Source organism: Paenibacillus montanisoli (assembly GCF_003268025.1).
Taxonomy (GTDB): domain Bacteria; phylum Bacillota; class Bacilli; order Paenibacillales; family Paenibacillaceae; genus Paenibacillus_Z; species Paenibacillus_Z montanisoli.
Genome location: NZ_QLUW01000003.1, coordinates 430,249 through 449,063, shown reverse-complemented (window position 1 = coordinate 449,063; position 18,815 = coordinate 430,249). Strand labels below are relative to the sequence as shown.

Annotated in this window: 18 protein-coding genes; 7 read left to right on the top strand and 11 right to left on the bottom strand. The window is 54.2% G+C overall.

Going from position 1 to position 18,815, the window contains the following annotated elements; all coding sequences use genetic code 11:
* Positions 1 to 32: 32 nt before the first annotated feature.
* The 5 genes from ppdK to DL346_RS17905 all read left to right on the top strand — a co-directional run bounded on the left by ppdK (position 33) and on the right by DL346_RS17905 (position 7,488).
* Positions 33 to 2,672 (top strand): pyruvate, phosphate dikinase, encoded by a 2,640-nt coding sequence (ppdK, locus tag DL346_RS17925; protein ID WP_420849580.1) that lies wholly within the window; start codon positions 33 to 35, stop codon positions 2,670 to 2,672.
* 68 nt (positions 2,673 to 2,740) lie between these two features.
* A complete protein-coding gene (locus tag DL346_RS17920; protein ID WP_338066316.1) occupies positions 2,741 to 3,379 on the top strand; it encodes a helix-turn-helix transcriptional regulator in 639 nt (212 codons plus the stop codon).
* Positions 3,380 to 3,541: 162 nt separating this feature from the next.
* The gene (locus tag DL346_RS17915; RefSeq protein WP_112883515.1) at positions 3,542 to 5,107 is read left to right on the top strand and encodes a spore germination protein; all 1,566 of its coding nucleotides are present in this window, start codon (positions 3,542 to 3,544) and stop codon (positions 5,105 to 5,107) included.
* A 29-nt stretch (positions 5,108 to 5,136) separates the two neighbouring features.
* A complete protein-coding gene (locus DL346_RS17910) occupies positions 5,137 to 6,345 on the top strand; it encodes a Ger(x)C family spore germination protein (RefSeq protein WP_112883514.1) in 1,209 nt (402 codons plus the stop codon).
* 24 nt (positions 6,346 to 6,369) lie between these two features.
* Positions 6,370 to 7,488: a GerAB/ArcD/ProY family transporter gene (locus DL346_RS17905; RefSeq protein ID WP_112883513.1), complete on the top strand. Its 1,119-nt coding sequence runs from the start codon at positions 6,370 to 6,372 to the stop codon at positions 7,486 to 7,488.
* Here DL346_RS17905 and DL346_RS17900 read toward each other — a convergent pair.
* Positions 7,432 to 7,731: a YczF family membrane protein gene (locus DL346_RS17900; protein WP_112883512.1), complete on the bottom strand. Its 300-nt coding sequence runs from the start codon at positions 7,729 to 7,731 to the stop codon at positions 7,432 to 7,434. The genes DL346_RS17905 and DL346_RS17900 overlap by 57 nt on opposite strands.
* A gap of 124 nt (positions 7,732 to 7,855) precedes the next feature.
* Between DL346_RS17900 and DL346_RS17895 the strand changes: the two genes are divergently transcribed.
* Positions 7,856 to 8,302, top strand: coding sequence for a CBO0543 family protein (locus DL346_RS17895; protein WP_112883511.1), 447 nt, complete (start codon positions 7,856 to 7,858; stop codon positions 8,300 to 8,302).
* 181 nt (positions 8,303 to 8,483) lie between these two features.
* On the opposite strand, the gene DL346_RS17890 is transcribed toward DL346_RS17895, so the two are convergent.
* The 3 genes from DL346_RS17890 to DL346_RS17880 all read right to left on the bottom strand — a co-directional run bounded on the left by DL346_RS17890 (position 8,484) and on the right by DL346_RS17880 (position 11,351).
* Positions 8,484 to 9,116: a bifunctional 4-hydroxy-2-oxoglutarate aldolase/2-dehydro-3-deoxy-phosphogluconate aldolase gene (locus DL346_RS17890; protein ID WP_112883510.1), complete on the bottom strand. Its 633-nt coding sequence runs from the start codon at positions 9,114 to 9,116 to the stop codon at positions 8,484 to 8,486.
* A gap of 74 nt (positions 9,117 to 9,190) precedes the next feature.
* On the bottom strand, positions 9,191 to 10,507 hold the full coding sequence (gene mutY / locus DL346_RS17885) for an A/G-specific adenine glycosylase (protein ID WP_112883509.1): 1,317 nt from the start codon (positions 10,505 to 10,507) through the stop codon (positions 9,191 to 9,193).
* Between the two features lie 4 nt (positions 10,508 to 10,511).
* Entirely contained in the window at positions 10,512 to 11,351 is an 840-nt protein-coding gene (locus DL346_RS17880; RefSeq protein WP_112883508.1) for an AraC family transcriptional regulator, read from the bottom strand.
* 132 nt (positions 11,352 to 11,483) lie between these two features.
* On the opposite strand from DL346_RS17880, the gene DL346_RS17875 reads away from it, so the two are divergent.
* Positions 11,484 to 11,819, top strand: a complete 336-nt coding sequence (locus DL346_RS17875) for a c-type cytochrome (RefSeq protein WP_112883507.1) — start codon at positions 11,484 to 11,486, stop codon at positions 11,817 to 11,819.
* A gap of 65 nt (positions 11,820 to 11,884) precedes the next feature.
* Here the strand turns inward: DL346_RS17875 and DL346_RS17870 are convergent, their stop codons facing one another.
* The 7 genes from DL346_RS17870 to DL346_RS17845 form a co-directional block, all read right to left on the bottom strand.
* Positions 11,885 to 12,109: a hypothetical protein gene (locus DL346_RS17870; RefSeq protein ID WP_112883506.1), complete on the bottom strand. Its 225-nt coding sequence runs from the start codon at positions 12,107 to 12,109 to the stop codon at positions 11,885 to 11,887.
* An 87-nt stretch (positions 12,110 to 12,196) separates the two neighbouring features.
* Positions 12,197 to 12,592: a holo-ACP synthase gene (acpS, locus tag DL346_RS17865; protein WP_112883505.1), complete on the bottom strand. Its 396-nt coding sequence runs from the start codon at positions 12,590 to 12,592 to the stop codon at positions 12,197 to 12,199.
* A gap of 52 nt (positions 12,593 to 12,644) precedes the next feature.
* Positions 12,645 to 13,427, bottom strand: a complete 783-nt coding sequence (gene modA / locus DL346_RS17860; RefSeq protein WP_165822564.1) for a molybdate ABC transporter substrate-binding protein — start codon at positions 13,425 to 13,427, stop codon at positions 12,645 to 12,647.
* A gap of 31 nt (positions 13,428 to 13,458) precedes the next feature.
* A complete protein-coding gene (locus DL346_RS29125; protein WP_165822563.1) occupies positions 13,459 to 14,562 on the bottom strand; it encodes an SGNH/GDSL hydrolase family protein in 1,104 nt (367 codons plus the stop codon).
* A gap of 235 nt (positions 14,563 to 14,797) precedes the next feature.
* Positions 14,798 to 15,814, bottom strand: a complete 1,017-nt coding sequence (locus DL346_RS17855) for a phosphotransferase enzyme family protein (RefSeq protein WP_112883503.1) — start codon at positions 15,812 to 15,814, stop codon at positions 14,798 to 14,800.
* Between the two features lie 9 nt (positions 15,815 to 15,823).
* Entirely contained in the window at positions 15,824 to 17,704 is a 1,881-nt protein-coding gene (locus tag DL346_RS17850; protein ID WP_112883502.1) for a heparinase II/III domain-containing protein, read from the bottom strand.
* A 69-nt stretch (positions 17,705 to 17,773) separates the two neighbouring features.
* Positions 17,774 to 18,769, bottom strand: coding sequence for a Gfo/Idh/MocA family protein (locus tag DL346_RS17845; RefSeq protein WP_112883501.1), 996 nt, complete (start codon positions 18,767 to 18,769; stop codon positions 17,774 to 17,776).
* Positions 18,770 to 18,815: the final 46 nt, after the last annotated feature.

Genomic DNA, 18,815 nt, shown 5'->3' with positions numbered 1-18,815 from the left:
AAGGCGTAAAGCCGCAATCCACGCAGCCGAAAATGGTCTATGGATTGACAGAAGGAAATGCGTCGATGAAAGCTTTACTCGGCGGCAAAGGCGCGAATCTGGCGGAGATGACCCGCTCCGGTCTGCCCGTTCCGCAAGGATTCACGATCACAACCGAAGCCTGCCGCGCTTTCTTTCGCTCGGGCAACCGTATTGAGGACGAGCTTCTGGCGCAGATCCAATCCGCGCTTCATAAGCTTGAAGAGGAAACCGGACAACAATTGGGCGACTCCGAAAGTCCCCTCCTCGTGTCGGTCCGGTCGGGCTCCGTTACCTCTATGCCGGGCATGATGGATACCATTCTTAATTTGGGCCTGAACGACGATACCGTGCTAGGCTTGGCGGCATCAACCGGAAATGAACGCTTTGCGTACGATTGTTACCGGCGTTTAATCCAGATGTTCGGAAATGTCGTACTCGGAATCGAGTCTTATCACTTCGAGCATCAGCTTCACCGGTTAAAGAAGAATGCCGGCGCCGAGCTGGATCAAGACGTGACGGCCGAAGGCTGGAAGAACCTGATCGCATCCTACAAATCATGCATTAAGCTGAAGACCGGCCGGGATTTCCCGCAGCAGGTTCACGAACAGCTGAAGCTTGCCGTGGAGGCCGTGTTTAAATCATGGAATAACAACAGAGCGCGAATTTACCGTAATATCCACCATATCCCCCATGATCAAGGAACAGCCGTCAATGTGCAGCGCATGGTATTCGGCAATAAGGGCGATGACTGCGGCACCGGCGTCGTGTTTACCCGGAATCCGTCAACCGGAGACAATGAGCTTTTCGGCGAGTATCTGGTGAACGCGCAAGGCGAAGACGTGGTGGCCGGCGTCAGAACGCCGCATTCCATCGCTGCACTGAAACTTGCGATGCCTGTCATCTATGAACAGCTGGCACAAGTGTGCAAGCGATTGGAGCGGCACTATAAGGACATGCAGGATATCGAATTCACGGTTGAGAGCGGCAAGCTGTTCGTGCTCCAAACGAGAACCGGCAAGCGAAATGCCCAAGCCGCGTTGAAGCTGGCTGTCGATTTCGTGAAGGAAGGGCTGATCAGCCGCGAGGACGCGCTCCAAAGAATCGAGCCCTCCCACCTCGATCAACTGCTGCATAGGAGAATCGATGAGAGCAAGGTGCTCGATTTGCTTGCTGTCGGACTGCCGGCATCCCCCGGCGCCGCGATCGGCGTTGCGGTATTCGATGCGGATTCCGCAGCCGAATGGAAACGCTCGGGCAGGCAGGTCATCTTGATCCGGCCGGAAACGACGCCGGAAGATATCCATGGATTATTGGCGTCGGAAGGCGTCCTTACCAGCCGCGGCGGAATGACCAGTCACGCGGCGGTCGTGGCGCGGGGAATGGGTAAGCCGTGCGTTTGCGGCTGTGAAGGCGTGCATATCGATTTGGAAGCGCGGCGGATGATTGCGGGGGAAAACGTAATCGAGGAGGGTGACTGGATCACGCTGGATGGGGCAAGCGGCAGAGTTATAAAGGGCGCCGTTCCTCTACGGGAAGCAGCCGTGACGGCCGAGCTGCTTCAGATGCTCGAATGGGCGGATGACATCCGCAAACTTGGCGTGTACGCAAATGCCGATAATCCGGAAGACGCGGAGACGGCGCGAAGCTTCGGCGCAGAAGGGATCGGCCTCTGCAGGACGGAGCATATGTTTTTTGCCCCCGTCCGATTGGCGGCTATGCAAAGGATGATCATGGCGGACGCGAAGGACGAACGCCAATCGGCTCTGGATGAGCTGCTGCCTATGCAGCAGAGCGATTTCGAAGGCATCTTTCAAGCGATGGACGGACTGCCTGTTACCATTCGGCTGCTTGATCCCCCTTTGCACGAGTTCCTTCCCAAAATAAACGAACTGCAGCGCAAGCTGGAGAACGCATTTCGCACAGAAGAAAAAATCCAGCTTGCGCAAATGATCCGTAAAGTTCAAACGCTCCATGAGTCCAACCCGATGCTCGGATGGCGGGGCTGCCGGCTTGGAATCGTCTATCCGGAAATTTACGCGATGCAAATCGAAGCGATTTTCAAAGCGGCTTCCGCTTGTATGGATAGAGGTATATCCGTTCATTCGGAAATTATGATTCCGCTTATAGGCCACGCTTCGGAGTTAATGAGATTGCGGGAGCTGGTGGATCGGATCGCGGAACAAGTGCTTCGTGCCGACCGGAAAGGCGCTAGCGGCTACAAGGTAGGGACGATGATCGAAGTGCCCCGCGCCGCCCTGACTGCACGCCAGATCGCCAATCACGCCGATTTCTTCTCGTTCGGCACGAACGATTTGACGCAGATGACGCTCGGCTATAGCAGAGACGATGCGGAAGGCAAATTTCTTACGCACTATTTGGAGCATAAGGTTCTGGCGCATAATCCGTTCCAGGCGCTGGATACGGAAGGCGTTGGCCAATTGATCGAAATGGCCGTCACGGCAGGACGTTCAGCGAAGCCGTCGCTCAAAACCGGGATATGCGGCGAACATGGCGGAGACAAGGCGTCGATTGCATTTTGCCACGAGATTGGACTGGATTACGTCAGCTGCTCCCCCTACCGGGTGCCAATGGCCCGGATTGCCGCCGCCCAGGCTGCGATCGAACAGCGCCACCGAGCAGAATTAGTGTGATCAGTTAACCGGATCGGTTAAAATAAGGATTAGAGAGTTACGCATGCGGGGAGGGAACCGCCATCGAATTGTCAGCCCGCCAATTAGACATCATCGGATTAGTCCGGAAACGCGCTCCGATAACCGGGGAGCAAATCGCGCAGATTCTTGGGGTCACCCGTCCCTCCATCCGATCCGATCTGGCGCTGCTGGTTATGCTCGGAGTGATCGACGCTAAACCCAAAATCGGCTATTTTATCGGCAGCCGGCTGCTAAAGGAGAAATCCGGCATTTCCGACATCGTGCAGCGGCCGGTGAAAGAAGTGATGGGGATTCCGGTCGCGCTTCGGGGAACCGCTACCGTGAACGATGCCGTCGTGACGCTGTTCCTCGAGAATGTCGGCAGCCTAATCGTCGTGGATCCATACGGCTCGCTTGAAGGCATTGTGTCCCGCAAGGATTTGTTAAAGGTGACCTTGGGCAACGCTCAGGCTTCGAACATTCTGCTTGGCATGGTCATGACCCGCTATCCGAACATCGTGACCGTGTCGCCGGAGGACACGGTCAGCGATGCCATGCGCAAAATGATCATGCACGAGGTGGACGGCTTGCCTGTCGTTCAACCGTTCCAATCTTCCGAAGGGCCGGCCAAAGTCGAGGCGGTCGGCAGAATCACAAAGACGACCGTGATGAAATTGTTATTCGATGCCATGGCAAACGAAGGCTGACGCCAATCCGAAATCCCGGCGCTGTCGCATAAGCGGCAGCGTTTTTTATGCTGCCTGAACCAGGTCTGCAATGGAACCGGAAGGTAAAAAAAGGACAAGCAGGGCATACTACCCGTGCGCGGTGCGATTTGGCGACCGGCAGCACGAGGAGGTGCAGGCTTGATGAAAACACGGGAAATGGCATTCGGCAAAAGCTCCGCATCCGCGGGCAGCGAGAATCCCTCCGTCGTGCAGGGTCAGCTTGAAAGCGATCTGGAGGCGAATATCAAACGCATTCGATCCGAGCTTGGATCAAGTCCCGACCTGATAGTACGCCAATTCAAGCTTCGTACCGGGCGTGGGCTCCCCGTGGCGGCCATCTACTTGGACACCATTACGGACAAAGAATTGGTGAACGATTTCGTCATGCGTTCGCTCATGTCCCCGTTCCTGCCTGAAGTTCCGGAAGAATCCTCCTCTCCCGAGGCTGCTTTCCGCTATATATGCGACAATGCGCTGGCGGTCGGCCAAATCGAGATTATCGACAACTGGACGTCCATGTTGCTGGAGCTGCTGACGGGCAAAACGATTCTGCTTGTGAACGGGTGGAACCAGTGCGTCTGCGGCAACACGATCGGCGGTGAAACCCGGGCCGTATCGGAGGCAAGCACCCAGGTCGTCATTCGCGGGCCGAAGGATAGCTTCTCGGAATCCATTGCTACGAACATTGCTCTTGTCCGCCGCCGGATTCGAAGCCCGAAGTTCGGCTTCGAAGCGATCAAGATCGGCACCGTTACGCAGACCAGCGTCGCTATGCTGTATATCGACGGGATTGTGAAAGAAGACATCAAAAATGAGGTCCGCAAGCGCCTCAATAAAATCAACACGGATGCCATCCTGGAATCGGGCTATATCGAAGAATTTATCGAGGACAACTGGAACTCGCCTTTCCCTACCGTATTTAATACGGAAAGGCCCGATGCCATCGCCGCCAATCTGCTCGAAGGACGTATCGCGATTCTCGTGGACGGAACGCCGTTCGCGTTAGTCGTGCCGACGGTGCTTTCGCAGTTTTTCACCGCGGCAGAGGACTATTACCAGCGCTACGATATTGGCTCCTTTATCCGGCTGCTGCGCTATATGGCTTTTATCATTTCGTTGTTCGGACCTGCTGTCTATATCGCGCTAACAACGTTTCATCAGGAGATGCTGCCAACGACGCTGCTGATTAACCTGTCGGGGGCCAGAGAAGGCGTACCCTTTCCTGCACTGGTCGAGGCATTTGCCATGGAGATCAGCTTTGAAATTTTAAGAGAGGCCGGCATTCGCATGCCCCGGGCAGTCGGTCAGGCGGTCTCGATCGTAGGGGCGCTCGTCTTGGGTGAGGCTGCTGTTCAAGCCGGCATCGTCTCTCCGATCATGGTCATCGTCGTAGCCATTACCGCCATCGCCAACTTCTCGATTCCGGCGTACAATCTGGCCATCACGGCGCGGATGCTCCGCTTTCTATTCATGATAGCCGCCGGTATCCTCGGCTTCTATGGCATGATGCTTGGCATGATTATGCTGGTTGCCCATATGAACTCGCTGCGCTCGTTCGGCGTGTCATTCTTCTCGCCGCTAGTCCCGCTTAAGTTTAAGCAGATGAAGGATGTGTTTGTCCGTCTTCCGCATTGGAGCATACGGGAGAGGCCGGATGATACCGCGGTGGACAAGGTGCGGGTCGGCCCCGGACAGAAGCCTCAATAATTGATAAGCCAAAGGAGGCGACATCTCGGATGAAGCTGGGTAAGCTTGCGCTGCTCACGGCGATGTGCATATCTCTCTTGTTCGTAACTTCGGGCTGCTGGAACAGCCGCGAGCTGAACCGGCTGGCGATCGTAACGGCGATGTCCATCGATAAAGCGGAGAATTCCAATAAGTACGAGCTGTCCTTCCAGGTTGTCATGCCGGGCGAATTATCGAGCTCCAGCAAAGGCGGCGGCAATGCGCCGTTCAACATCTACAGCGTCCAATCCGAGACGCTGTTCGAGGGCATCCGCAAAGCGTCCAAGCAGGTGCCAAGACAGCTGTTCTTCTCCCATATCCAGGTTGTTGTTCTCGGCGAAAGGCTCGCGAAGGCCGGCATCGAGGAAATATTCGATTTCTTCGAGCGCTCGCACGAGGTTAGGCTGACATCGATGCTGCTCGTCGCAAGAGGCAGCTCGCCGACCAAATTAATCAGCGCCATCGTACCGCTCGCGCCGCTGCAATCGGAAGCTTTAGTGGGCGCAAGCGAGTTTTCGGCAAAGATTTGGTCCGGATCTCCTGTAATCGGTCTCGACGATGCCATCCGTAAGCTCATTAACCCGGGCTCTGAACCATCCATCAGCGGACTTCGAATCTATGGCAACGAACAGAACGTCACCAAGAAACAAAACGTGGAGCAGACGCGCCCTCCCTACCACCTGGAAATATCGGGCATCGCCGTATTTCGCGGCGGAAAGCTTGCCGGTTGGCTGGATAACGGACAGGCCAGAGGCTATATGTTCATAGTCAACCATATGAGAAGCACGATCATGAATTTGGATTGCCAAGACAAACCGAACGGGCTCGCGCTCGAAATTATAAAAAGCAAGACCAAAACGGACGTCTCGATGAAGAACGGGCGCGCCAAGGTAAACATCGTCGTGAGCGCGGAAGGCAACGTCGCGGAAGTCAAATGCGGCATTCCGCTCGATAAGCTTGATGTCTTGACCAAGCTGGAGCAAGAATGGGGCTACGAAGCGAAAGCCAACATGATGGCGGCGATCCAAGGGGCGCAGAAGCTTCAATCGGATGTGTTCTGTTTCGGCGAAGTACTGCAGCGAAAACACCCGAAGCAGTGGAAGCAAGTTCAGGACCGTTGGGACGAAACATTTGCCGATGCAGAGGTAAGCATCGATTTCAGAGGGCAAATCCTGCGCTCGGGCATGAGGGGCAAGTCCTTAATGCAGAAGGATGGATGATGGTATGGATAGGAGGCAGCGAAGATGAATGGCCAAAAGGAGTTCATTGGCCCCTTGCACCTGTTTGCATGGGTGACGTTATTTGAGTTGGGGACAGCCGTTTTCATTCCGGTCGGGATAGAAGCGAAGCAGGACGCGTGGATCGTCATCCTAAGCGGCTGTTTAATCGGCATCGGGATGTTTGCCGGGGTATACGGAACGTTATTTCGGATGTATCCCGACCTGACGATGACCGCTTATCTTCGCAAAATCATCGGACCCATCCCCGGGTGGATCCTCGGTTTCGCGTATATGATCTATTTCATGTATATCGCTGGGCGCAACACGCGAGATTTTATCGATCTGCTCACTACGGCGGCGTATGATGCAACGCCTATGTTCGCTATTGCTATATGCATGCTCATTGCCGTAGTTTACATCCTCCGGCTTGGCATCGAGGTATTCGGGAGGACAGCCTTCTTCTTTTTCCTGCTCAGCTGCGGGATGTTTCTGTTTATCGTTTTCCTGGTCTGGTTCTCGGACTTGTCGGCCGGCAACCGAATGCTTCCCGTGCTCGGCGAAGGCTTGAGGCCCGTACTTAAGGCCTTATTTCCAACGAACTTGACCTTCCCGTTCGGCGAGATGATCGTCATGACGATGTTCCTGCCGTATTTAAACAAACGCTTCAATGCGGTAGGCATCGGCAGCGGCGCCATGGCATTCAGCGCGATTCTGCTCTGCATTGCGATGTTCGTCAACATCTCCGTGCTCGGCGTCGAGATCGCTTCAAGGGCGACCTTCCCGCTGTTCACCTCCTTGAGCCGGCTTCGGCTCGCCGAAATCGTGCAGCGGATGGATTCCGTCGTGCTATTCCTGCTGATCATCACAAGCTTTTTCAAGATTGCCACCTTCATGTTTGCGGCAGCGCTGGCGGCGCACGATCTGTTCAAGGTTCAAAATTACAGATTAATGGTCACGCCGATCGCATTAGTCGTGCTGCTCACGTCCCTCACCGTTGCGGGGAATTTGACGGAGCATCTTCAGGAGGGGCTGCAGATTGTACCCTATTACCTTCATCTGCCTTTGCAGTTCGGGATACCGATTATTCTATTGTTGATCGGCTTGATTCGGCGCTGGCTGAGCTCCGCCGCTTCCACCTCCTGATTGCTGCTCCTTGCTTGGCGTCATTAGCTTCCGATACATCGCGCCGAGCGGATGCCGCAGAACCAAGAAGATGATGATGAGCAGAATTGTTTTTTCGATCGGATCCAGCATGATGAACGGGAAAATCAAGTTTCGCGCCATTCGCTCCGCCGATAGCCGCATCAGGACATCCATCCCTAGATTCAAAGCGATGACGGAAGCAAGGAGCAGCGCAAATACCCAATACTGTTTGGCATATTTCATGTGAACTCACCTTCGTTTCTTGGAATATCAGAACGTACGTCGAAGCCGTTTTTGCTTGGCCCTGCCTATTATCCCCTAATAAGCACGCTTCTTCACAATACAAAGCCGGAGGTCGGTTGAATCCATGGGAGCCTGGTTCGCTTATGGTTCGTTAGCAGTCGCTTTAATCATAGTCTGGTTCATGCCGAAGCGCCTTACAAGACGGGAAATATACTTGATTTGGGGGTTTGTTGCCGGGGCTACCGTATATGCGGATCTCACCTTGGGAGTCGTTTTCGACCTGTACGACTTTCTCGAAACCGCTAAGATCGATTTGGTTGACCTGCCGCTTCAGGCCACCCTGGCTCCTGCGTACTCCGTAATAATAGCCAATTTTATGCCTAGCCGGACCAGGAGCTTTGTTTACTATCTCATTGGCGTCGTGTTGTTCTCCCTTCTCTTCGAGCGGTTGTCGGTCATCAGTCACTACATCATCTATAAAGGATGGAAGTGGTATTATTCCGTACCTGCCTATGCAGCCGGGATGGTGTTTTTAAGATGGCACCTGGGGTATATAAGGAAGCCGTTGTAATCGAATCGTAATATTCCTTTCATGCTTCTTTCACATTGGCTCTCTATAATAAGTGACATGACCCCCCTTTTCTTCATATAGAATCCCTTTAGTGCCTGCGGAGATGCCGCGGGCTCTTTTTTTTGCCTATGAAAAAAAAGAAACCGAACGTCTGTTAGACGTTCGGTTTCTTATAACAATGCTACAGCGCTTTAGCTGCATCGGCAAACTTGCGCGCGCGCTCCGTCAGCAGGTCGAACCGGCCGCTGCGCACCCAGTCCAAGTTGACAAGCTTGCTGCCCATGCCGACCGCGCATGCGCCGGCTTTGAAGTAATCCGCGATATTGTCCAAATCGACGCCGCCTGTAGCCAGCATCGGAATTTTGTCCAGCGGCGCGCGGATTTCGGATAAGTATTTCCAGCCGAGCGTGGCCATCGGGAACACCTTCACCGCTTCCGCGCCGGCTTTCCAAGCGCGGACAATCTCTGTCGGGGTCATGACGCCCGGCCATACCGGAACCCCGTTCGCATACCCGTACTCAACGACCGCTTCATCCAGGTTAGGAGAAATGAGAAACTGAGAGCCTGCCGCGACCGCTTCCTTGGCCATGTCCAGATCGAGCACGGTGCCCGCGCCGATGCCGGCCTGGCTTCCGTATTTATCGCGCCAACGGTTGATCATGCCGGCCGCGCCTTCGGTATTCATCGTAATTTCCATCAACGTGATGCCCCCGGCTAACAGCGCTTCGGCAGCCTGGTCGGCATATTGATCCTCGATATAACGAAAAATAGCTACAATCTTCTCTCGCTGCAATCTTTCCAGCATTTGACTCACGTAAACAGCCTCCTCATTCTCTCAAATCCGATAATCGACCTATTAGTCATTGTAGAACGAGCCGTTGTTGAAAATCAATCTAAACCATGCCAATAATCGCGTAAAATCCGCACAAAAACGTTCGGGAACGCAAGCTCCTTCATCTGCTCCGGTCCGATCCAGCGATAATTGGCCCGCGGTACGCCCTCGCCGTACGGTGCGGCAGCCTCCGCGGCCGTCGGCAGCTCCGATTCCGTTCCAGGCGCAAGCTCCGGTAGCTGCTGCCAGAAGCCGAACTCCGCGCGGAACACCTGCACATTCCACACAATGTGGCTGAAGACATGCTCCGTCTCGCCCCACCAGCCGGTAGGCCGAACGAGCAAGCCTTCGTCCGATGATAACGCGCGAGTCAAATAATCGGCTTGCATCGCGTGGCGCTCCATCAAGCTTGCGCCGCCTTGATCAGCCGGCATGCTCTCGGAAGCTGCTGCTGCTGCTGCGATTTCCAGCTCGGCCGAAACAACCTTGCCCCGGCCGCGCCGCTTCACGCTGCCTGCGGCTCCGGACTCCGCCAGCACATGCGGCAGCTCCCACATTTGCGCGAGCAAACCTGTCTCAGGCCGCTGCCGTACGAGCAGCTTGCCCTCATGCTCGCCGCTGCCCGTGATGAGGGCCGCGAGCCGCGTTTCCGGACGCGGCGGCTTCGCCTTGCTCTTGATCGGCAGAATGTGCTCTTTTCCGGCCATTCTGCCTTCGCAGTGCATCATTACCGGGCAGGTCAGGCAGCCCGGAGACTTCGGCGTACAAACCAATGCTCCAAGCTCCATAAGGCCTTGGTTGAAGTCGCCAGCCGAGCCCTCGGGTATGAGCGAGCCGGCCAGCTTTTCGATTCCTACCCGCGTGGCAGGCTTCGCGATATCTTCTTCCAGGCAGAAATAACGCGACAACACGCGCATCACATTGCCGTCCACGGCCGGCTCCGGCCGGTTAAACGCGATGCTCATGATCGCGCCTGTCGTATACGGGCCGACGCCGCGAAGCGCCGCGACCTTGTCCTTGTCGTCCGGCACGATGCCGCCGTACAAGGCGAGCACCTCGCGCGCGCCCGCTTGTAAATTCCGGGCACGCGAATAATAGCCGAGCCCTTCCCACAGCTTCAGCACCTCGGGCTCCGGCGCCTCCGCAAGCGCCGCCGCTGTCGGAAACTTCTCCATGAACCGTTCATAATACGGAATGACGGTATCCACCCGCGTTTGCTGCAGCATGATTTCCGAGACCCATACCCGATACGGATCGCGATTTTTCCGCCACGGCAAGTCCCGTTTATTCGCCAAATACCAATTCAGCAGCTCCGTGCTGAAATAACGGGATGCTTCCGTTTTCACTTTTCTTTCATCCTCTCCTGCGGGCATGCCATTACGATTTGCCTTGATTCTTGCCCATATAGATTTGCCGGTAGCGGCTTGGCGTAACGCCCGCATGCTGCTTGAACATCCGGGATAAATAATGATTCTGCATCCCGACCATCGCCGCCACCTCCGAGATGTTGCACTCCGGGCTCTCCAGCAGCTGCTTGGCCCGTTCGATCCGGCGGATGTTGACGTATTGCGTAGGCGCAAAACCGACGATATTTTTGAAGTACCCGATAAAATAATTCGGATGCAAATAAGCGAGCTTGGCCAGCTCGTCCACGCCAATCGGTTCGGACAAATGCTCTTCGATGTACTCCAGCACGCGTTCGATCTTCTCCAACGGCTCTACCTGCTTCAGCGATTCCTCGCTGATTCCGCTGTAATCCAAATAGAGGGCCATAAGATCGAAAAGCGCCGAACGCAAGCGCAGCTCGCGCGTGATCTGCGAAGAGCGGTAAACATCGATTAGACGCTCAAATTGGGTGCGCAGGTAGACCTGCTCCTTCGGCTCCACTATGATGGGCAGCTTCAGCAAATCGAAGATTTCCATATCCCAGATGGATGCACGAAAGTTACACCAATACAGTGAATTCGGCTTCTCATGCCCCGCGACAAACGTCTGCTTGCCCGGCGGAAGGAGCAGCAATTGCCCCGGCTTCGTCGCATACACGCGGCCGTTTTGCGTCAGCTTGCCTTCACCTGATTTAATGTACCATAGCCTATAAAATTCCGATTCCTGGTCCATAGCCAGCCCCGGCTTGGGCGCCGAGAACGCCGCGATGGATATCTCGGCTTGAAAGCGGTGAAAATAGTTTTGTATGATTGTTCTATACGAATGTTTCATCGATTCACCTAAATCAAGATTTTCTCAAGTCAAATAGGGTTCCCTCTATTATAGCGTACTACACCAAAAAGAACACCTGCATGGGCAAGCTTGAACCGCCTGCCGTCTGGTAAATGGAGGTTATGTCAACTCATGAACAAACGCTTTGCACGCCCAGCTTATTTGACGATCGCTCTCATGCTGGCGGCTTGTCTGCTGCTGACCGGATGCGGCTCCTCTTCCCCAACGACGACAACCGCGGCGGATGTGCCGCAAGTGTACAAATCCAACTGCATCTCTTGCCACGGTTCCGAGCTTCAAGGCCGGATGGGCCCGTCCACGAACCTGCAGCAGGTCGGCAAGCGCATGTCGAAGGAACAGATCGCCACTCAAATTAAGAAGGGCGGCGGCGGCATGCCCGCTTTCTCCGGCAAGCTGTCCGCAGATGAAGTCGATGAGCTTGCGAATTGGCTCAGCTCCAAAAAATAAGAAAACAGACCCTTTGCTGCTGCAGCGCTTTATCTGCTGTACGCGGGGGTCTGTTTTAGGTTTCATTATTTGCGCAGGCGTTGGCTTCCCTTGCGCAGCTCGGGCAGGCCGGTCGCAAGCGGTCCCTCGTATGACCATTTGGATGCGCCCATCGTCGGATGTGAAGGAAACAGGTCGCCCTGCATAAGCGGAAGCCAGCCGCCCCACATATCTCCGTACATCCCGTCAAGCGGTACAGACTGTCCGCTCTTATAATACCGCTTCGCGTTTCTATCAGCGTTAGCTGCCATGGGTTCGGCACCGTCCTTCCACCCGTTTTGCTTCCTATTGGTTTATTCCAATTATGGGCAAAAGGTGACGACGGTATGCGCGCGTTTTCAGCTTAGCCGCTCCACGACCGCAAAGGCGGAGGCAAGCGACTGATCGTGCGTAATCGTAATATGGATCGCCGTCTTCTCCGCAGCATAGCCGAGCCGCTCCCAAGCGTCATCGGTTAAACGGCATACGGGCTTGCCGCTTTCATGCCGGTCCACTTCAATATCGCGAAAAGAAAGCTTGCTCCCAATGCCGCAGCCGAACGCCTTCGACACCGCTTCCTTCACCGCGAACCGGCCTGCCGTAAACTCCGCAAGCCTTTTCCCGTTTGAGGCAGCGGATAACTGCAGCTCTCGCTCGGTCAAGATCCGGCGTTGAAACTTGAGGCCGGCCTCGCCCGCCAGCATACGTTCCATCCGGTCCAGCGATGCGATATCATGTCCGATTCCGATAATCACTGCTCTCACCTGCTCTTTAACGATTTCTTGTCTATAGCATCGCTGCTGCCGCTTATGGCAGCAGGAATCCGTAGTTCGTCCAAACTGAAGCCGCTTCAGTGCCCTGCAGATAGGCCAGCAGCTCCTCGGCTTGCTCTTCGTGCTCGGCCCCTTTAATGACCGCTGCCGGGTATATGATCGGCTTATGGGTTTCTTTTGCGATCGTGAACGCTGTATTCACGCCAGTTGATGTCATCGCATCCGTAGCGTAGACGATGCCGGCATCGACGTTTCCAGTCTCCACGTATGAAAGCACTTGCCGAACGTCCTTTGCGTACACGAACTTTGGCATAAGCGAATCCCATAATCCCAATGACGTCAGCGATTGTTCGGCATACGTGCCGACGGGGACGCTGTCCGGCTCGCCGATGGCGATTTTGTTGTAGGCGGTGTCCGAAAGCGCGGCAAGGTCCGCAGGGACGGCGTTCCCGCTTGCCTTCGGCACGATGAGAACCAGCTCATTGCGCAGCAAGATTGGACTTTCGTTGACAAGCCCCTTACTGCGAAGCGCATCCATCTGCCTTTGGGCGGCGGATATGTATAGATCCACCGGCGCTCCCTGCTCGATCTGCTGCTGGAGCGTGCCCGACGATCCGAAATTAAACGCAATTCGGACATCCCCGTGCTGCTCTTCATAGCTCGCTTTTAGCTTGGTTAGTGCATCCTTCAAGCTTGCCGCCGCCGAAACGGTTAACTCGGTTCGTGTTTCGGCTTGGGGCTGCCCGGTACGGCATGCTGTCATCGACAAGCATAGCATAGCGATTAGAATCGTACTGATCATACGGTTAGCGTTCATGTTCATCTCCAAAAGAAGGCTAGGATTATTGTCAGCGGATGATACCGATGTGCGCCAGCCTAAAGTTGGTGCCCCGGCATTCCGGACGGTCGCCGTGAGTAACTTCCAATTCGAAGCGATGGACGCCGGAGAGCAGCTCTTCGCCGAGATAACAGGCCCGGTACCAGCCATCATCGCCGCACCAATCCGGGCGGTCACGCGAAACGCGGATCCAGTCGCCGCCGTCGATGCGGTAACGGAACTCGGCGGACTTTTTGCCGAAATCGAAGCCGAGCGACAACCCGCGCCCTTCGAACGTGAACGCTAGCTTCGCTCCGATCGCCGCGGTTTCGAGCACACGGTCGATCCATTCGTAGTAAGGCCAGCGGCGGATGACCCACGGGCCGCTCGTTTGCACTTCGGCGAGCGGCAGCAGCACCGACTCGCCCCAATGCTGATGGTGCAGCGGCGCGGGAAGGACATGCTCGCGAACGATGGTTGTGTCTGGGACCGCACTTTCTACTAGCAGTTCTTTTTCCAGAAACGCGATCACGCTCTGACCGTAGCTCAGGCTCCCCCGATGTGTCGGGTGCAAGCCGTCGGGCAGCCATTCTTCCCAGCGCATCCGGCCCTTGCGTACTTCCTCCAGGGCGTACAGCCCCATCCATACGGAGCCTGTCCCGTATTGATCGGCCAGCTCCTCAAGCTCCGCAATCGAATCCGGCATGCCGCCTTCGTTCATCACGGCGAACATGTCCTGCATGAACGTATGTACGAGCACGACATCGCGGCCGTCCTCAGCCAACAGCTTCCGGACCAAGCCTTCTCTCGAGCGTTTTCTTTTGTCAGACGGTTCTCCATAGTCATTCACGGCATAATCGATAAATACAAGATGGCAGCCCCGGTCGATCAAATCGCGCTTCGCCCGAAAGACGGCAAGCTCGCTGCCTGTCGCGCCGATGGCGGCATTTTCGACGATGATTCGCGCTTGCGGAAATTTCTCCACCAGCCAAGCGGTGACAGGCTCCGGCCAATTATGGCGCGGGCGCGCGTCGGTAATGGAGCCGCCGATAAAACCGACGGTCAGCTGTCCTTCGGCCAACGCCTTCCTTGAATGAATCAATGGTTTGCGATGTTTCCACACTGAAGCATGCATGTCGTGAGTTTCCTCCCCCATGAGGTTTCGTTTGAACTCATCCGGACTTAGCTTCTTCTATCATACCACTTTGACCAATCGAGTTGCATGTTAGCTTGGCATTTCCTGTTAATGCGTGATATTTCGGGAATGAGCGGCATGACTTTTCGTAGCGCGTATCGGAGGTGAGTGGACTGGCATGCCAAGCGGAGCAAAACAAAAACGGCAGCCATGACGAAGGCCGCCGTTTTCCTCGCTACAAAATACTTCTAATGCCTTCAATAACAGGCTCACCATTTAGCAGATGAACCAGATCTTTCCCCGTCAATTTTTCCAACGTATCGTAAACATAAGCATTGTCCGTCTGTAAGATGAATTCCGCAACAACGCTCAAGATAAACAGCATTTTGAATGCTTCGATGGTGACGATATCATACCGGTTAAGCGGTCGTATCGAGTGATAGCCTTTCACGATTTGCAAAATATCGCTGGTGTCTCCTCCCATATGCGCGCACATTTCTCCTAAGTCGTATAGAAGGTAGCCGTAGACGCATCTCCCGAAATCGATCGGAATCACGGTTTCTCCGTCAGTCAGAAAGTTCGCATCGCGCAAATCCGTGTGGACGATGCCGAGATTGTCCGGGCTTTGATCCAACTCATCCATTCTTCGTTTGATAAAGGCCAGCGCATCTTTCACGATCGTATATTGAGCTGTCGTAATCGTCCCGACAGCGATACCCCGTCGCAGGGTTTCGATGATGTTTTGTACATAGCTCTGCCTGTGGACAGGCCTGTTGTTATATTCGCTCTGCATGTGTTGAATCGAACAATGGTGGAGCTTCGCAGCTGCTACTCCTGCATCGTAAGCCTGTTTACCATATGCCGGCGAACCCTTCACCAGCTCAACGCCGGCAATATAGGTTCTTAACAAGCATGGCAAGCTTGTTCCGTTCACGGTAATGGATGACAGCAATTTCCCTTCCTTATTTGCGATAGGGGATGGACACTTAAGCTCAGGAACCTTCTCCTTCAAGACATGGAGGATGCGCGCTTCGGAAACGATTGCTTCCATCGTAAAGTATTTATCGTTATCCTCGTTTGACGTGCTGTCCTCTTGGTCCTTCTTCATGAAAAGCTCGAAAATATAATTTTTCTTGTTCGCAAGACGAACCTTGTAGACCATTTTGCTGCTGTAGGAAATCAACTCGATCTCCTCCGCAGCCTGCGAATATTGTCTTAGCAGCAAATCCTTAATGAGGTCCTCGACCATCATGTCACCTCGTCAACGAATTCGATTTATTCGAACGACACATTCGCCTTGATCCATTGGACTCTTTAATTTTAGTTTAATCCGGTACAGTTGATTTCCCCAACCCTTCCGCATCATGTCATCCTCAAGCGGAATGGTCTCTACCGATCCAGCATACTGTTCTCCGTTATAGCGGATGCTTACCCTATTGCGATTCTCATCTTGCAAGATATAACTCCCGATCTCTTCAGCCTGTGGAAGGCTAGTCGTCATCAGAATCAACATAACATCAACCGTCCGTTGCTGCAAAAGAAATTCGTCTTTGATCTCGATAGACGGATCCGAACCACGATTGAAACTTATTGTACGTTTCCAGCTTTTTATCCCGACAAAATCCGGATAGGCTCCCGCGATGTTCATCGATAACGATGCAGCTTGATCATCAAGCCTATAGTCGACATCGTTAGCTTGATATTGTCTTCCATGCATTTGTTGAATTCCATTAACGACAGGCACGTTGTGGAAGCCGGATTGCATCGCCCATAGCGTATAGCGCTCGGAAAAGAAAGACTTCGAGGTATAGGTCAAAACACCGGGGTCGACAATCATCGGAGAACCGTTGCAGTATACGATGAATTGACCGATGTCATTGTGGTTATGGCTTTCATCGTTATGCCCGCCTTTAGCCGCGAGATATAACCCTTTGGACGACCCTTGTCTCTCTCTTGCCGCCATCATTTGAATGCCATCCAGCCATGCATCTCGAAGATAAGGAGCTTCTCCCGTATATTGCTCGACTTCCGCGTAATGAAATAACGCCGGCAATAGGCGGGACATGGAGGAGAACTCGATGTCAGTAGCTTCCTCCTGTTTCTTTTTTAGTACCCGTGCTCCCAATTCCGAAAGCCGTTCATCGCCGATACGCCGACCATATCGATAGACAAGCTCTGCAGGGATCTCAACGGCAGGCGCACTGTCCGCAAAATTAACATAAAAGGAACCATCGATAAAAGCTTTATATAGGTAACGGCCGATCTGTTTGATTAGAGGCTCTTCGTATACGTTTATTTGGCCGGCCGAGATGCCGTAAAGCTGCTCCAGGCCATCGAACAGCATTCCTCCGGCGTATATCCAATACTTCGGTCCCTCCTCGCAGCCTCCGTCTGAATGGAGACGGCCCATATACTGGTCCAAGCTGCGCATCGCCTTGATTACCGCCTCTTCACGGCGTTCGCGATCGTCCTCCAAGAGCAGGAAGGCCGATAGACAATTTGCATTGCACCACGGATTCCAATTGTTTACCATCCTTTCCTGATTAAAGCCCATCCACCAGAAATCGTCCCGTATCAAATACGGATCAAGAATCCTCTTCCTGACTTCAAGCCGTATGCGCTCGCAAACCAACCCGCTTATGCCGTCCAATTCGGATTGGAGCAAAAAATGCGTCCAGGCGAGCAGTGACGCCGTCTCGGAAGCGAACAATTCGATAATGGGCTCCGATACGTCCGGCAGCGGGTCCTTCCTCTTCATCATGTAGCCGTGTCCGGGAATCCCCCAAAAGGTTTCCTCGCATATGCACCAGATTCCGTTGACGATGTCATCCAGAAATCGCCCTTGGTTCTCTATGCATTCCGCGATGACCAATGAAGCCAGAGCCGCTCTTCTCTCCCACGAAACGGTATCGTACCTTTCCCGATTTCCCGTTCTGCTGTAATCCATATACGCGGTGGCCGTTAAGGTATTCCATTCATGACCAAGCTTTCCGGCGCCTTTATTGATCCAGTAGGCTCGGAGGTTTTGCGGCAGGTCGTCCCATAGACGACGCTCCGCTATTGTCGGATACGGCTTATAATTCTCCCGTGAAAGCAACAACTCACCGAGATTTGGCATCATATAACGCTGTGCGAATATCATCGTGACATCGCCCCCTATAGTAAAAAGGCAAGCAAACGGAGCCCCGCTGCTTGCCTTTTCGTTCCGGATTCAAGCCGATTGTTCTTCCTTCGATGCCGCGTCTGCAAGCGGATCGTAGCCGGCAGCCTGGTAGATCATCTCCGACAGCTTCACGACCTTCAAGGCAAACTCGCCCGGAACAAGCACCTCGTGCCGCCCGAGAATGGCATCGATGAAGCTTTTATCCTGATTGGTCGTCTGCTGCGGCAGCTCCGGCACGATCGCTTCTTGTCCAAGGCGGCGCAGCGTGATCTTTCCGTTATCGTAGAAGATGCCGCCTTTCTCTCCGCAGAATACGAAGGTTTCATGCCAGCATGGCGCATAACCGACCAAGTTCAAGCCGGCAACGGCTCCTTCCGTGAAACGAATCGACGTAAACGTATCGATCTCTACGTCCGCCCCGTGCATATGCAGCTGTGGCTTTACTTCGATCGGCGTAAGTCCGGTCGTCCACAGCAATACATCGATAATGTGGCTGCCCGAGTCCATCAGAAAGCCGCCTCCGGACAGCGCCGGGTTTGCCCGCCAAGAGCCTGGCGTTCCCTGCCGCCATTGCTGGTAAAGCGCAGCCGTAATCGAAGTGACTTTGCCGATTTCGCCGCTGGCGATCATATTCCGAATATATAAGAATTCCGGCTGAAAATGTCTCTGGTAGGAAACTTGCATGATTTTGCCCGACTGCTCCGCGGTCCGGATCAGCTGCTCCGCCTCCTCGGACGAGCAGGTCATCGGCTTCTCGATCAGTACGTGCAGCCCTTTGCGGAGCACGGCTTGCGCCTGCTCGAAATGCAGCGTGTGCGGGGAGCAAATCACGACGGCATCGATATCCGCCTGCTCCAGCATCTCTTGATAATCCGAGAATTGCAGCACACCGTTCAAGCTGAACTTCTCAAGGAATTTTTCCCTGTTCCCGCTGCTGGTATCGGCTACCGCCTTGATTTCAGCCTCAGTCAGCTCTAGCAGCTGCCGGGCATGCCACCCTGCGATGCCTCCCGTACCAATGAACCCTATGCGCACTTTATTCATATCTATACCTCCACATCAAGAATGTATTGCCAAACCTAGCATCCCG

Excerpts from the sequence above, each read along its gene's own strand:
- DL346_RS17870 (WP_112883506.1), bottom strand. The coding sequence starts at position 12,109 with ATGGCAGCTAACGCTGATAGAAACGCGAAGCGGTATTATAAGAGCGGA.
- DL346_RS17855 (WP_112883503.1), bottom strand. The coding sequence starts at position 15,814 with ATGATGGTCGAGGACCTCATTAAGGATTTGCTGCTAAGACAATATTCG.
- mutY (WP_112883509.1), bottom strand. The coding sequence starts at position 10,507 with ATGCCCGCAGGAGAGGATGAAAGAAAAGTGAAAACGGAAGCATCCCGT.
- DL346_RS17845 (WP_112883501.1), bottom strand. The coding sequence starts at position 18,769 with ATGAATAAAGTGCGCATAGGGTTCATTGGTACGGGAGGCATCGCAGGG.
- DL346_RS17875 (WP_112883507.1), top strand. The coding sequence starts at position 11,484 with ATGAACAAACGCTTTGCACGCCCAGCTTATTTGACGATCGCTCTCATG.
- DL346_RS17895 (WP_112883511.1), top strand. The coding sequence starts at position 7,856 with ATGGGAGCCTGGTTCGCTTATGGTTCGTTAGCAGTCGCTTTAATCATA.
- DL346_RS17850 (WP_112883502.1), bottom strand. The coding sequence starts at position 17,704 with ATGATATTCGCACAGCGTTATATGATGCCAAATCTCGGTGAGTTGTTG.
- DL346_RS29125 (WP_165822563.1), bottom strand. The coding sequence starts at position 14,562 with ATGCATGCTTCAGTGTGGAAACATCGCAAACCATTGATTCATTCAAGG.
- DL346_RS17880 (WP_112883508.1), bottom strand. The coding sequence starts at position 11,351 with ATGAAACATTCGTATAGAACAATCATACAAAACTATTTTCACCGCTTT.
- modA (WP_165822564.1), bottom strand. The coding sequence starts at position 13,427 with ATGAACGCTAACCGTATGATCAGTACGATTCTAATCGCTATGCTATGC.
- ppdK (WP_420849580.1), top strand. The coding sequence starts at position 33 with ATGGTCTATGGATTGACAGAAGGAAATGCGTCGATGAAAGCTTTACTC.
- DL346_RS17900 (WP_112883512.1), bottom strand. The coding sequence starts at position 7,731 with ATGAAATATGCCAAACAGTATTGGGTATTTGCGCTGCTCCTTGCTTCC.
- DL346_RS17905 (WP_112883513.1), top strand. The coding sequence starts at position 6,370 with ATGAATGGCCAAAAGGAGTTCATTGGCCCCTTGCACCTGTTTGCATGG.
- DL346_RS17915 (WP_112883515.1), top strand. The coding sequence starts at position 3,542 with ATGAAAACACGGGAAATGGCATTCGGCAAAAGCTCCGCATCCGCGGGC.
- DL346_RS17910 (WP_112883514.1), top strand. The coding sequence starts at position 5,137 with ATGAAGCTGGGTAAGCTTGCGCTGCTCACGGCGATGTGCATATCTCTC.